Raw genomic sequence first — 14,148 nt, 5'->3', positions numbered from 1 at the left:
TAAAGGTATTTATCATGACAATTAAAGTAGGGATTAATGGTTTTGGCCGTATGGGGCGCTTAACATTGCGTGCTGCACTTGATTGGCCTGAAATTGAATTTATTAAAATTAATGATGTTGCTGGCGATGCTAAAACGCATGCACATTTACTCGAATTTGATTCAGTACATGGGCGTTTGGCACACAATGTAACAGCATCAGCGCACAGCTTTAGTGTAGGTAAACACACCATTGCTGTAACTAATAATAAAAACATTGATGATACTGATTGGTCAGATTGCGATGTAGTCATTGAAGCCAGCGGTGTGATGAAAACCACCGAATTATTAAATCACTACCTAGCTCAAGGTGTAAAACGTGTGGTAGTGACTGCACCGGTGAAAGAAGACGGTATTTTAAATGTAGTGATGGGCGTAAATGATGATTTATATAATCCTGATGAGCATAAAATTGTTACAGCGGCATCATGTACAACAAACTGTTTAGCGCCAATTGTTAAAGTACTACAAGAAAAAGTGGGTATTAAACACGGCTCTATGACTACTATTCACGATATAACTAACACCCAAACTATTATTGATGCCCCACATAAAGACTTACGTCGAGCTCGCTCATGTGGTACCAGTTTAATTCCCACCACAACAGGCAGTGCTACGGCTATTACGCATATTTTCCCTGAGCTTAAAGGGAAACTTAATGGCCATGCTGTTCGTGTACCACTTACTAATGCATCAATTACCGACTGTGTATTTGAGCTTGAACACGGTGTTACGCAAGATGAAGTAAACGAGTGGTTTTATCAGGCTGCAGAGGGCACATTAAAAGGGATTTTAGGTTATGAAGAGAAGCCACTTGTGTCTATTGATTATAAAACCGATCCGCGTAGTTGTACTATTGACGCGCTTTCTACCATGGTGATTAATAATACCCAGCTTAAATTATATGCTTGGTACGATAATGAGTGGGGATATGCAAACCGTACCGCCGAACTTATGCTAAAAGTAGCAAAAAGTGATGTAGTTAATTAGCCCAAGGTATTAACCATGTTTGCTCAACTTAGTGATTTACCTCAAGCGATAAAACAATATTTAATTATTACCGGTAATTATTGGGCGTTTACTTTAACCGATGGGGCGCTGAGAATGCTGGTGGTGCTGTATTTCCATCAGCTAGGATATGATGCACTTGCCATCGCTATGCTGTTTTTGTTTTATGAAGTGTTTGGGGTGATCACTAACTTAGTGGGGGGGTGGCTTGGCGCGCATTTAGGCTTAAATAAAACCATGAATATTGGCTTAGGCATACAGCTTGTTGCCCTAGCTATGTTATGTGTACCTAGTGATTGGCTGGGCGTTTTTTACGTTATGGCTGCACAAGCGCTCAGTGGTATTGCCAAAGATTTGAATAAAATGAGTGCTAAAAGCGCAATTAAGTATTTAGTGCCTGATGACGAAACAGGGCAAAGTAAACTATATAAATGGATTGCGTTACTAACCGGTTCAAAGAATGCGCTCAAAGGCATAGGCTTTTTTTTAGGTGGGTTACTATTAACTCTAGTGGGTTTTAAAGGCGCATTATTTGTCCTGATTGCTTTATTAGGCGTTGCTTGGTTGGTTAGCCTTATTTACTTAAAAGGTGATATGGGTAAAGCCAAAAATAAGCCTAAATTTAAGGAGTTATTTTCAAAATCCAGAGCCATTAATTTACTCAGTGCTGCGCGATTATGTTTATTTGCTGCACGTGATGTATGGTTTGTAGTTGCGCTACCTGTTTATTTGGCCGCTCAGTTTAACTGGGATCATTGGTGGGTAAGTGGTTTTATGGCACTGTGGGTTATTGCCTATGGAGCTGTGCAGTCACAAGCCCCTAAAATAACTGGTAATTCGGCTAATAAAATCGATGTGCTTAATAAGGCATACTTCTGGGCCATTGCTTTAACGGGGGTGACTTTTATATTAGCAGTGCTCATGCAGTTTAATATTGCTATTCATATTAGTTTGCTCATCGGTTTGTTAGTTTTTGGTGCTGCTTTTGCGGTTAATTCCTCTTTGCATAGTTACCTGATAGTCAGTCTTGCTAAAAGCGATGCAGTATCATTAGATGTGGGTTTTTATTATATGGCTAATGCAACCGGTCGACTGGTTGGGACAGTATTCTCAGGATTAGTGTATAAACTATATGGATTACAAGCTTGCTTGTGGGTAAGTGTTAGCTTGCTTTTTGTTGTTGTGTTAGTGACTCTGCGACTAAATAAGCAAAGTTAAATGGTCGTTGGCTATGAGATTAAGTTATCCATATTATTTTAAAATAATTAATAATATGTTGTTTAATTTGGTCTAAACTAAAAATAAATAAGTAAAGCAAGGTAGTTATAAATGCGGGAAATAGCGTTAGCAAAAAAGTTATTATGGATAAGCGTCGGAAGTATACTTTTAACGGTAGTACTATTTTCAGGCATACTTTGGTCTAAACTCTCATCGAGTAATGCCAACACTTCTGCAGAAGCTGAGACTCTAATTGTTAATGAGGTGGATGGGCGATTAACAGCAAATGCAGCCGCCTATGGTGAAAAAATTGCCGCCTTTATTAATGAAGCTTACCGAATACCTTTTTCACTTGGTAGTATTTTAGAAGATGCCGATAAAGCCTCAATAAAGCGTGATTCAGTTGTTTCTTTAAATCGTTCAATATTAGAAAGTAATGATGTTATTTCCTCTATTTATTCACAGTTTGAAAAAAATGGTTTTGATGGTAAAGATAGTGAATTTACTCAAGGATACAATCACTCTGTTGCCGGTGCTGGAACATTAGAAATTTATTTCACTAAAAATAGCAATGGTTTGGTTGAGCAACAGGTTGTGGAAGACGCGGAAGAAAAATACGCGGATAAAATAAACGAATTTGGTTTACGTGAGGCAGAGTGGTACTTGTGTGCTAAAGACAAGCTAAAACCATGCATTATGGAACCCTACTTGTATGAGATTACACCGGGTTACTCAGAAATGATGACCTCACTTGTTGTCCCTGTTATTAAATCAGGCAAGTTTGTAGGCGTTACAGGGGCGGATATAACTTTACCTGTATTTCAAAAACTAACAGAAGAGCTTTCAAAGGCGCTTTACGATGGCAAAGCAAAAGTAACGTTACTTAGTCATTTGGGTTTAATTGTTGGTACAAGTCATTACAAAGAAAAATTAGGCCGCCCACTAAAAGAAGCTGTTAGCGCTAAAAGTTATGAGAGTTACAAAGCACTAAAAGGCACTAAAGGAATAAACAAACAGGGCGCTGAAATAATGGTGTCTTACCCGATTGAAATTAAGCTTGCTGATGTGAAATGGATGCTGCTAATTGAAGTACCCGCTGAACTTGCCTTTGAAGGACCTATTCAATTAACTGCGGGCATGTCTGAGGCTGCAAAAGAGCTGGGTGTGATTATTTTGATCACCGGGACTGTGATTGCGGTATTGGCATTTATAGTAATGAAGCTTGTAGTAGGCAGTGTTGTGGCTCCTCTTAGACAAATTCAGGAGCGGGTTGACAACTTAGCAAGCTCTGAAGGTGATTTAACACAAACTCTGCATGTTGATACTCACGCTGAGCTTATAGCTCTGGCTGGAGGATTTAATAAGTTTTTATCAAAACTTCGTGAATTGATCAGTGAGCTTAAAGCGGTCTCAGATCAAACCAAGCACCAAGGTGAAGTTACCTCAAATATTGCGGTAGAAACCAAGCATAATGTGCAGGCACAGTTTAAAGAAATTGAAAGTGTGGTTACTGCAATGAACGAAATGAGCGCGACAGCACTTGAAGTGGCAAAAGCTTCAGAGCAGTCGGCGCAACAAGCTGATGAAATTAACACCTTAGTGGTTAGTAGCGAATCGAGCTTATCATCGGCTATGACGCAAGTTAAAACCATGTCTGAAGAAATTAAAGAAGCTAATCAGGCAGTAGAAAAAGTAGCATCGCGTAGTAATGATATTACTCAAATACTTGATGTGATCCGAACTATCTCTGAGCAAACTAACTTACTAGCACTAAACGCAGCTATTGAGGCTGCACGAGCTGGGGATCACGGACGTGGTTTTGCCGTTGTTGCTGATGAGGTTAGAGCTTTAGCATCTAAAACGCGCTCCTCAACCGATGACATTAGTAGTTTAATCGATAGCTTACTTTCAGAAGTGGGTAATGCATCAACTGTTATCGAAAAAGGTGTAGTACGCGCCGAAACTGCAGTAGATGAAACCTCAACAGCTTTTGATGCACTGCACAGTGTGGTTGTGAAAGTAGATGAAATAACCAATCAAATTACTCATATTGCAACGGCTGCTGAAGAGCAAAGCTTAGTCACCGAAGAAATAAATCGCAACTTGACGATAATTTCTGATGCTGCTTCACAGCTTTCTGATTTATCTGCTCAAGCAGGCGATAGCAGCGAAGAGTTAAATAAACTAGTTGCGCAGCAAGACTCTGAGCTTAATAAATTAAAAACCTAGACGTCGAACTTTGGTTTTAAATTAAAAAGGCAGCTAACTTTATTAGCTGCCTTTTTATTTTAAGCTAAAGACTCTTCATGAGTGAAAACATGTTTTCGATCATTGGTTTGGCCAACTTTTCTACATTTGGTCGATTAAAATAACTACGTAAGCCAGTAAATTGTATTTGGAAAAAACGAGCATAATCTATAGCCGAGGTATTTCCACTGAGCTCTTTATTAGCTATAGCGTTTGTAAATAGTTCAGTAAGGTAATGTTCAAAGTCTATCATCAGCTCTACGCTGATTTGATAAAGATAGCTGTCTTTATCAACAAACTCATTATTTGCCTTAACTAACATGCAGATAGAGCTTGGAGTATGACTTTGTGAGGAAATAACAACATATTCTACAAAGTCTTGCAGTGCTTCAAGAATACTGTTGCATGATACTAAACGTTCATCTATTAAGCTTTGCATTTGCTTGGCATAATTTTTTATCGCTTCACAATATAAACCTTCCTTAGAGCCAAATGCCGCATAAATGCTGCCTGGACGCATATTAATTGCATCTTGTAAATCGCGGGTAGATGTAGCATGAAAGCCCTTCTCCCAGAATAATTGACTAGCGGCATAAACAACTTGCTCGCGTTCAAATTTAACTTTATTGGCCATGATAGTTTCTATTAAGTTGAGCAACTGTTCAATTTTAACTTGAGCGATCGCTCAAAATCAAATAGTATGTGTCTCGATGTTACTTAAAACTATTTTTTAATTGGAGTTAGTGATGGCCGAATTTACCTTATACACACAAGAAAATGCATCAGAAGAAGCACAACCTCTATTGGCAGACTCTATTGCTGCTTTTGGTATGTTACCCAACCTTCATGCTGTAATGGCTGAGGCGCCAACCTTACTTAAAGGCTACCAAGTACTGCATGAGCTATTTCAAAAAACATCGTTTAACGCAGAAGAGCTAACAGTGGTATGGCAGTCAATTAATGTTGAGCACGAATGCCATTACTGTGTACCAGCACACAGCGCAATTGCCGCTTCAATGAGAGTTGATCAAGGTATTGTTGATGCGCTAGTTAATAAAACGCCACTGGAGGATGTAAAACTTGAAGTTCTTCGTGAAACAACCCTTGAGATGACACGCGAACGAGGTGTGCTAAGCCAGTCACAGCAGGATAAGTTTTTTGCCGCTGGCTATACAAAGCAACAGCTTTTAGAAATTGTATTGGGTCTTGCGCAAAAGGTGATGAGTAATTACACCAATCATCTTGCAGATACGCCAGTGGATGATGCGTTTAAGAAATTTGTAAAATGATAGGTTAGCCACTATTTAGCCATTAAGTTATATCGATTTAATGGCTAAATAATTTTTATAAAAAGATGAAGCTGTTTATTTAAATTTAACGTCTTTATTACTGCGATAGTAAGTGCGAACTTCCGGTTTAGTCCATTCACCTTTTTTTAAATAAGAAGTAGACACAACAAACTGTTGGTCTTTAAATTCACTGGTTGATTTCACTTTAGTGATCCCTTCTTGGCTACCAGTGACATCTTCATAGGCCACAAATTGTGTTGGGCTCAGTACTTTCATGACGCCTTTAGTATAAAAGCCAGCTGTTGTGAAATAATAGAAAACAAGTGACTGTTTTTTACGATCATAGAAAATCATTGATTCCCCTCCATACTCACCCTCATTAATAGAGTGTGTAGTACGAATGGCTTTACCATTAAGTACGCGCTGCCATTTACTCACATCTTGAATGCTTGGCTCACCTTTTTCGGTATTAAAATCAGCTTGCCAAGTGCCTAAGTAGGGCGTGAAAATCGCAAGTTCTGGTGCTAGTGACTCTGTTTTATTATTCGCTAGAGTGCTAAATATAGATAGCGATAACAGCAGCATCGCGGCCTTTAAATATGTCATAATTAACCCGAGTGTTTATTTATTATTCTTATTATAGGCGATTATTTTTTGATAAAAAGTACCTTAATTATATTTTCGAGCGTGTTTATAGCTGTATTATGGCTTGCTTATTTAAATCATAAAATTGAGATGTTCGTACCGATATATATTTCACTACTCAGTGGTATTACATTTTTATATTATGCGTGGGACAAACGAAAATCAGTGCAGTCGAATCGCAGGCAAGTAAGTCGTATACCTGAACGACATTTACATCTCTGTGCTCTATTAGGAGGATGGCCTGGTGCACTTATAGCGCAGCAGACTTTAAGGCATAAGTCACAAAAGCGTGTATTTATAGTGATATTGTGGCTGTGTATAGCGGTGAATTTAAGCTTGGGTAGTTATGCATGGTATGTTTATTATTAATGTTTAATGCCTTTATTCATTAAAGGCATTTCACTTTCTTAAACAGTCTATTGCGCTGATTGGCTTAACTGTTTTTCATCGAGCTCTATAGTTAAAATGGTTTTTTTGTCAACCGTTACCCATTTTCTATAAGTTACATAGCCCGCTTTACTTACTTCAATATCATACTTACCTGCATCTAGTTCAATTGCATCTTGATATACAGGCACTATATTCATTATCCGTACTCTAGAATCAGCTGGGTTAGTAATAACCGTAAGTGATATTGGTGCACTTTCTTCGCTCACTTGAGGGGTTGGCTCAATAACGACATCTTCAGTTTTGCTGGTTTTAGATGTTGCTGAACAGCCTGAGAGTATGAGGGCTGCAGCTAGTAAGCTTAATTTTTTCATAGGTACTCCATTAATTATAAAAACTCTAAATATGTAAAATCTTGGCGGAGTGTATGATGATATGAATGCACTCGTCGTCCTTGACTTTGTTATCTGTATTTTGATTTTAGTCTAATAGCTATGTAATCGTTATTCAATCACCGCTGTGCTATTTTTGAGCAATAAACATATGCTCTTTTTAAAGCATATTATCTAAAGACTGAGTAATCGCTTCACTTTTTTCAACTAAGCGCTCAGCAGCTTTATACATTCTTTTTTTCATTAAATCGTTAGCTGTGCTGATGTAACGTCTCGATAATTCTTTTCTCAACGAGACTAAAAGTGAGAAGTCATTCGGTAATGCTGTTGATTCAGACTTAATAAACTCTTCAAACTCCATTAACGCTTTATGATCTTCTATTGTTTCTAATTGAGCCGAGAAACGTTGAAACTTAGGACCATAAAACACCACTGCATCGGCACGCGGAAAGTCGGCTTGTTCGCCTAAATTAACCTTTTGCTGATACGCAGTTAATGCATTAATAGCAGACTCTCGCTGCATTAAATTTGCTAGTAACTCATCCGCTTTTTTGTTGTTTGTAAAAACGATTTTACCCACGTTTAAGAGAACTTTTTGGGTGATCACATCGTCACTTTCTATAGCGGTATTTAACGCAACAGTGAAATTATCAAGGTGAAGATCTGTTGGCTGATAACGGTAAGTTTTATCAACTTCTTTTAAGTCTGAAACTAAGTGAGCAATGCTATTGGGCTGCTCTTCGTTATAACGCGACTGTTCAAGTAATAAATCGATTCTGGCTGTAATATCAAAAATAATTGATTGGCGTTCTCTAAGTACACTTTCTAATTGCATCGATAGTTTTTCTGAATCAGGGTAATAATCTAATGCATCAGAGTAGACGGCTATGATTTTATCGAAATCTTTAAATTTACGACCTGCAATATTATTAAACTGATTAGCTTCATCATTAAAGCTCTCTAATATGCTTTGCTGGTTTGATCTTAGTAACCCTTGTTTAAGCACTTCATATTGTGGTGGAATTTGTTCAAGTTTATTTAAAATAGTTGGCCCCTGCCAAGACATCCACGCTTCTACTTGTTGGTTAATCGCTTTGGCATTATCGAGTTGTGCCTGTAATTGTTTTGTATTATCTGAGCTTGAGTAATAATTTTGCGCAATTAAACCAATAATGGCGATACTGGCGACGCTTGCAAAAATGGCTGGCTTTAAGTTTGTTGTGAGACTTTTTAAAATGGGCTCTAATGATTCAAGCCTTTGATTCGCATTTAAAACTAATGCTTTATTTAAATTGTTCCACAAAAGAATAGGGCAGTTACTTGGTTTTTTAACTGCTGTATTTTTAGGTACTTTGTCTGCAGCAACACGGTTAAATGGGTGTTTACTACTAAGTAGTTCATAGGCAATACAGGCAAAAGAAAAAACATCGTCTTTTACTGATGCTTCACTACCCTTTAATTGCTCAGGACTTGCATATGTTGGGGTGTAGCCGCCAATAGTTGCCAGTTCACTGTCATTTTTTACAGCGTATTGATCGTCTAAGCTTTTGTGTTTGGCAATACCAAAGTCAAGCACCTTAAGGTTGCCGTTAGAGTCAAAAATAATATTTGAGGGCTTAAGGTCGTTATGAATTACGCCTCGCGAGTGGGCATAAATTAGCGCATTGGTTAATTGCTCTAAAATAATTTTTGCTTTTTTAAACGCTAAACCTGAGGGTTTATTACGTTTAATAATTTGTTCCAGTGTTTCCCCTTCAATTAACTCCATAGTGACATAATATAAATCGCCATCAGAATCTGCTGAGTACACTTTTACAATACTTGGGTGGGAAAGTTGCTGTGTTTTTGCTGTTTCATCTTTTAGTAATGAAATAGCTTCTTCAGAGCTTGAAAACTCTTCCTGAAGTACTTTAATTGCTACCGTTGCTTCTGAGCGATTACTGCTTTCTAAAAAAGTATCGCGCGCCCGATAAATGTAGCACATACCGCCTTGGCCAATCAGCTCTTCAATTAAGTAGCGGCCAGATATTTTTTTGCCAAGTAGGTTTTGCTTGCGAATGTTTGACGTTTTTTTTGTGTTTGAGTCTAGGGAAGCAATCTGAGTTTTATCGTTGTGATCATTAGTACTACTCATAAAAAATCCTTTTATTGTGTTAAGTTAAATAATTACAAAGGTAAATATTCTCTGCTTATCTATCAATTTTCCCTCTGATATGAGTTTGTATTTTACAAAAATATACAATTATAGCAATGCCTGAGTGACATATTGTTGTTGGTAAATTTCCCTTACAATATATTGAAAAAGTCGGTTTAAAGCTAGAAGGGGTCTCTAAACAGGCTGTTTTTGGCCTAGTTATAAAGCATTACGGTAAAATCTTTCATCGCTGTGTAATGTGTTTATCAAACATCTTGTTTTAGAGACAAAATCAAGAGCGCAATATTTTCTTGTGTTAATTTCAATGTTGACAATAGTTTCGCTTCTACTTTATCCTGTTCACAATAACGATATAAGGGACTGACTTATCAAATGGAACTGATACTAAACATCACTAGTTATCACAGACTTTCGCCTGAAATAGAAGCCACTAAAACTGTAACAGATTCATTAACTTTTGGTCGCTCTGAAGCGTGCGATTGGCATTTACCCGATCCCGAAAAAATAATCTCAAGTAAACACGGTATAATAGAAAAAGAAGGTGACTCTTTTTACGTATACGATAATTCAACTAATGGATTATTTATTAACTTTGCTGTAGCGCCGCTTGGTCAAGGCAACAAACAACGTTTGTCAGACAGTGACGTATTAACCATCGGCGATTTTCAAGTCAATGTAGTGCTAACATCAGATCAACAAGCTGATGTGAGTAGTTCTGCTCCAAGTCATTTTCAATCAGTAGATACTTTCGCTACGCAAAACTCTCAACCGGCTGAGCAGTCTATACCTTCATTCGATGACTCGATTATGAATGAGTCGATGCCTGAGATATCAGTGACTGCGCAACAAACAACAGATAATCATATTCCTGAAGACTGGGATGAATTAACGCGCCTTATGAATACCGATGACTTTGACATTGGCAATAATGTTAGCAATTCATCAGCACCTGTTGATACTCCTGCGCCTATTCAAGAACCTCCTCGTTCAAATAGCCACGCTAATGAGCACAAACCTGACAAACAGTCTGCACCAATAAAGAACGTAGTTCAAAATGACAAGGCGTTATCTGATGCGTTTTTAAAAGGGTTAGGGATTAAAGATGAGCTTAAAAATTCGTTAGATAATGAAAAACTGTGGTTTGAAATGGGCCAAGGCCTTAATTTATTACTCACTGAGCTTATGGAATCTTTACGTCAACGCGCGATTGTAAAAAACAAATTAAGATTGAACCATACGATGTTTCAGGCTGAACAAAACAATCCATTAAAATTTTCTGCCAATATTGATGACGTTATTCAGAACTTGTTCATAAAAAATAGTGCAAGCTTTCTGTCTTCGAATGAATCTATTAAAGAAAGCTTTATAGACACACGTAAGCATGAGCATGCTTTACTCGCTGGTGCAGATGGTGTGTTAAAAGGGATGTTATCGCAGGTTTCTCCCATGCAAATTAATCAACAGGCAAACGATAATTCTAACGTGTTAAAAATTATCCCTGGTCAAATAGAGTCTAAATGCTGGAAGTTATATCAAAGTTTATATGATGATATTTCTCAGGAAGTGAACACTAAAGGCGCCATGGCAATGTCTGATGATTTTTTAAAGGCATACAACGATCGAATCAAAGAAACGCACTAGAAAGGAAAGTAAATAATGTACAAAGTTAAGCTCTACTTATTGAGTTTTAGTTTACTATTTTTGGTTATGGGATGTACTACGATGAATAAAATCGTACCTCCTTCTACCGATCTGATCATTAATGTATCTAAAAATGTTAATCCAGATACGTCAGAACGTCCTTCTCCAGTGGTAATGAAAATTTTTGAGCTTAGCTCAAGAACTATTTTTGACACGCAGGACTTTTTTAGCTTGTACGACACACCAGAAAAAATCCTCGGACCTGACTTATTAAAAAAAGATGAATTAGAACTTCAGCCTGACTCAATACAACAATATAAAATGAGCCTTAATCGTAATACTCGTTACGTTGGGGTTGTTGTTGCTTATAGAAATATAGATCAAGCAAGGTGGAGAGCGGTTATAGAAGTTGACCCTACCGGCTATGACGATATCAATGTTAATGTAGAAGCAATTGCGACATACATGAGAGAGCAATAAAAAAGGATTTTTAAAAATGGGTGATAACACTCGTGTTGCTTGGACTGAAGGAATGTTTTTAAGACCTCAGCACTTTCAACAAGCAGATAAATATATTTCTAATGTTATCAAGCAAGTATGCAGTGGCAATCTTGCGGATCCGTGGGGAATAATCGATATAAGTATTGATAATGAATTGCTTAACAGCGGGCAGTTTGCTGTAGACGCATTATCAGCAATCACTCCAGATTTATTACCAATAGATATGCCTCAATCAACATCATTACCTGAACCGCTAGTGGTTAATAAAGATGTTTTTGATGAGATTGTTTATCTTGCTATCCCTGCGCTAAAAAATAGCGGGATTAATATATCTTCAGCCGACGATAATACAGTGACTCGCTATAAGCTCAATGACTTGTCAGTGAGTGATGATTTATTAGGGGCACAATCTCAGGAAATTATTCAAGTTGCGAAAGTGTATAGCAAATTGATGCTGTCTTCTGATGATCATTCAGGCTATATCGTATTACCTTTAGCTAGAATTATAGATGTGAGTAGTGAAGGGCAAATAAAGTTAGATGCTAAGTATATTCCTCCTTCTTTAAAAGTAGGGCAATGCAAACCTTTATCAGGGCTGGTCAGAGAAATTGGCTCAATGATAAAGCAGCGCGCTGAAAGTATAGCCGCTAGGCTCAGTCAAGGCTATGCAGGGAGTACCTCAGTTGCAGATTTTATCATGCTGCAAACACTAAATAAGTATGATGCGATATTTAATAACTTGCTTAGTGTCAATAGCTTACACCCTAATGTATTTTATAGTCGTTTAATTGAGCTTGCGGGCGAGTTGTCAACTTTCAGCACAGCTAATAAGAGGGTACCTAAATTACCTAATTATGATCATACTAATTTAGGACAGGTATTTAATGAAGTGGTTAACTTTTTATACCAATCGTTAAGCCATGTTATTGAGCAAACAGCAACTGAAATTAAACTTGAGCAAAGTAAATTTGGTATTTCTTTTGGTGCGTTAAAAGACAAGTCAATTCTCAATTCAGCTCAATTTGTTTTAGCAATCAAAGCAAGTGTGCCACATGAAGAATTAAGAAAAATTCTGCCTTCGCAAATAAAAATTGGCAGTGTAGAAACTATTCGAGATCTGGTAAATAACCAAATTCCAGGTATTACGATTAGCAATTTACCAACAGCACCAAGACAAATTCCTTATCATGCTGGTTTTCATTATTTTGAATTAAATAGGCATGGTGAACATTGGGATAAATTACGTTCCAGCGGGGGAATTGCTATTCACCTCTCAGGAAATTACCCAGAGCTACAACTAAGCCTTTGGGCGATAAGAACTTAACTTTTTAAAAGGAAGAGTTTCAATGGACGAAACCATTATCAAACCTCGCCCAGGTCGATTAGGGCGAAATACGCCAAGTAGTAATCCGGCACAAAATGATGCTGATAAAACAGTGATGTCGGTCGAGCCACCTTCTTCAAAGCCATTAGGTAGTAACAAAGTATCGATATTTAAAAATCCTTTGTTAGAAGCAGCAACCGATTGTTTTTCTCTTGTAATTTCAATTAATCAATCGCTTGAAATGAGCAACCTCGCAGCGCTTAAACATCGTTGTGTTGAGGCAATCAAACGATTTGAAGTGGAAGTTCGCAATCAACACTTATCAAAAGAAGTGATCAATAATTCGCGCTATTGTTTGTGTGCCATTCTTGATGAGTCTGTATTGAACTCAAAGTGGAGTTCAATGGAATGGGCAGATGAAAGTCTACTTTCTACTTTTCATAAAGAAACATTTGGCGGTGAATATTTTTATACGTTACTTGATTCAGGCTTAGGTCAACCAGAAAGAAATCAACAGTTTTTAGAGTTGCAATATCACTGCTTAAATTTAGGGTTTAAAGGTAAATACCGCCTAGGTGCCGGCGGTGATACAAAAATCGAAGAATATCGTTCACAACTTTATCATTTATTAAACCAACTTAATGGGCCAATTAACAACAAGCTGTCTCCAAACTGGAAGCAAAGAGTAGCAGCCGGTGTTGAACTGAGAAATCAAGTTCCGCTATGGGTTATATTTTCTGTATTGGGGCTAATATTATTGATGATCTATTTATCAATAAATATGAAACTAAATAATGATGTTGTTGCGATTAATGAAAAGCTAGCCGGTATTCACCCCTTAGCAGTCAACCAGACGGTTGATAAAAAAGATCAGCAATTACGTGTCCTTGAACAGTTGTTGCAAACAGAAATTAAAATGGGGATTGTTGCCGTTGCTAAAACCTCAGATGGGATCCGCATTACAATCAACAGTGAAAACTTGTTTAAGCAAGGAGACGCGCAACTTCTCCCTTCATTCCAGCCTATTTTAGAAAAGTTAGCGTTAAGCCTAGAAGGAACTAAAGGGCGAGTCCTCATAACAGGTCATACAGATGATTTACCAATTAGTACTGATACGTACCCTTCTAATTGGCATCTATCTTTAGCCAGAGCAACACAAGTTGCTAATTTAATGGCTAAAAGCACCAACTTGAGCGGTCGTCTATGGCCAGAAGGAAAGGGCGCAGCAGAGCCTATCGCCAGCAATTCAGATTCAGCTTCTCGGTCGTTAAACCGCAGAATTGAAATCGATCTATTATTTTAA

13 protein-coding genes are annotated in these 14,148 nt (G+C 37.6%); 9 read left to right on the top strand and 4 right to left on the bottom strand.

Annotated features, from left to right (window positions below; all coding sequences use genetic code 11):
- Window positions 1-14 precede the first annotated feature (14 nt).
- From MTF66_RS09885 to MTF66_RS09875, 3 genes are all read left to right on the top strand, one after another.
- Window positions 15-1,028, top strand: coding sequence for an ArsJ-associated glyceraldehyde-3-phosphate dehydrogenase (locus tag MTF66_RS09885; RefSeq protein ID WP_010389412.1), 1,014 nt, complete (start codon window positions 15-17; stop codon window positions 1,026-1,028).
- 15 nt (window positions 1,029-1,043) lie between these two features.
- Window positions 1,044-2,264, top strand: coding sequence for an organoarsenical effux MFS transporter ArsJ (gene arsJ / locus MTF66_RS09880; protein ID WP_109875106.1), 1,221 nt, complete (start codon window positions 1,044-1,046; stop codon window positions 2,262-2,264).
- 111 nt (window positions 2,265-2,375) lie between these two features.
- Window positions 2,376-4,493 (top strand): methyl-accepting chemotaxis protein, encoded by a 2,118-nt coding sequence (locus tag MTF66_RS09875; protein WP_010389410.1) that lies wholly within the window; start codon window positions 2,376-2,378, stop codon window positions 4,491-4,493.
- 64 nt (window positions 4,494-4,557) lie between these two features.
- Here the strand turns inward: MTF66_RS09875 and MTF66_RS09870 are convergent, their stop codons facing one another.
- On the bottom strand, window positions 4,558-5,145 hold the full coding sequence (locus tag MTF66_RS09870; protein ID WP_248527121.1) for a TetR/AcrR family transcriptional regulator: 588 nt from the start codon (window positions 5,143-5,145) through the stop codon (window positions 4,558-4,560).
- 112 nt (window positions 5,146-5,257) lie between these two features.
- Here MTF66_RS09870 and MTF66_RS09865 point away from each other — a divergent pair, with 112 nt between their 5' ends.
- Complete coding sequence (locus MTF66_RS09865; protein WP_054201398.1) at window positions 5,258-5,800, top strand: carboxymuconolactone decarboxylase family protein; 543 nt, start codon at window positions 5,258-5,260, stop codon at window positions 5,798-5,800.
- A gap of 75 nt (window positions 5,801-5,875) precedes the next feature.
- Here MTF66_RS09865 and MTF66_RS09860 read toward each other — a convergent pair whose 3' ends face one another.
- Complete coding sequence (locus tag MTF66_RS09860; protein ID WP_075170044.1) at window positions 5,876-6,406, bottom strand: hypothetical protein; 531 nt, start codon at window positions 6,404-6,406, stop codon at window positions 5,876-5,878.
- A 48-nt stretch (window positions 6,407-6,454) separates the two neighbouring features.
- Between MTF66_RS09860 and MTF66_RS09855 the strand changes: the two genes are divergently transcribed.
- A complete protein-coding gene (locus tag MTF66_RS09855; protein ID WP_248527119.1) occupies window positions 6,455-6,814 on the top strand; it encodes a DUF1294 domain-containing protein in 360 nt (119 codons plus the stop codon).
- Between the two features lie 47 nt (window positions 6,815-6,861).
- Here MTF66_RS09855 and MTF66_RS09850 read toward each other — a convergent pair whose 3' ends face one another.
- Window positions 6,862-7,206: a PEGA domain-containing protein gene (locus tag MTF66_RS09850; protein WP_138594345.1), complete on the bottom strand. Its 345-nt coding sequence runs from the start codon at window positions 7,204-7,206 to the stop codon at window positions 6,862-6,864.
- A gap of 178 nt (window positions 7,207-7,384) precedes the next feature.
- The gene (locus MTF66_RS09845; protein ID WP_010389402.1) at window positions 7,385-9,358 is read right to left on the bottom strand and encodes a serine/threonine-protein kinase; all 1,974 of its coding nucleotides are present in this window, start codon (window positions 9,356-9,358) and stop codon (window positions 7,385-7,387) included.
- Window positions 9,359-9,751: 393 nt separating this feature from the next.
- Between MTF66_RS09845 and tagH the strand changes: the two genes are divergently transcribed.
- The 4 genes from tagH to tssL are packed head-to-tail and all read left to right on the top strand — an operon-like array spanning window position 9,752 to window position 14,148.
- The gene (gene tagH, locus MTF66_RS09840) at window positions 9,752-11,020 is read left to right on the top strand and encodes a type VI secretion system-associated FHA domain protein TagH (protein WP_054201394.1); all 1,269 of its coding nucleotides are present in this window, start codon (window positions 9,752-9,754) and stop codon (window positions 11,018-11,020) included.
- Between the two features lie 15 nt (window positions 11,021-11,035).
- On the top strand, window positions 11,036-11,500 hold the full coding sequence (gene tssJ, locus MTF66_RS09835) for a type VI secretion system lipoprotein TssJ (RefSeq protein ID WP_010389398.1): 465 nt from the start codon (window positions 11,036-11,038) through the stop codon (window positions 11,498-11,500).
- Window positions 11,501-11,516: 16 nt separating this feature from the next.
- Window positions 11,517-12,845: a type VI secretion system baseplate subunit TssK gene (tssK, locus tag MTF66_RS09830; protein ID WP_010389395.1), complete on the top strand. Its 1,329-nt coding sequence runs from the start codon at window positions 11,517-11,519 to the stop codon at window positions 12,843-12,845.
- A gap of 22 nt (window positions 12,846-12,867) precedes the next feature.
- Window positions 12,868-14,148, top strand: coding sequence for a type VI secretion system protein TssL, long form (gene tssL / locus MTF66_RS09825; protein ID WP_054201393.1), 1,281 nt, complete (start codon window positions 12,868-12,870; stop codon window positions 14,146-14,148).

The organism is Pseudoalteromonas sp. 2CM39R, from assembly GCF_023161845.1.
The sequence above is the reverse complement of the archived record's forward strand: the minus strand, read 5'-3'. Positions and strand labels throughout refer to the sequence as shown.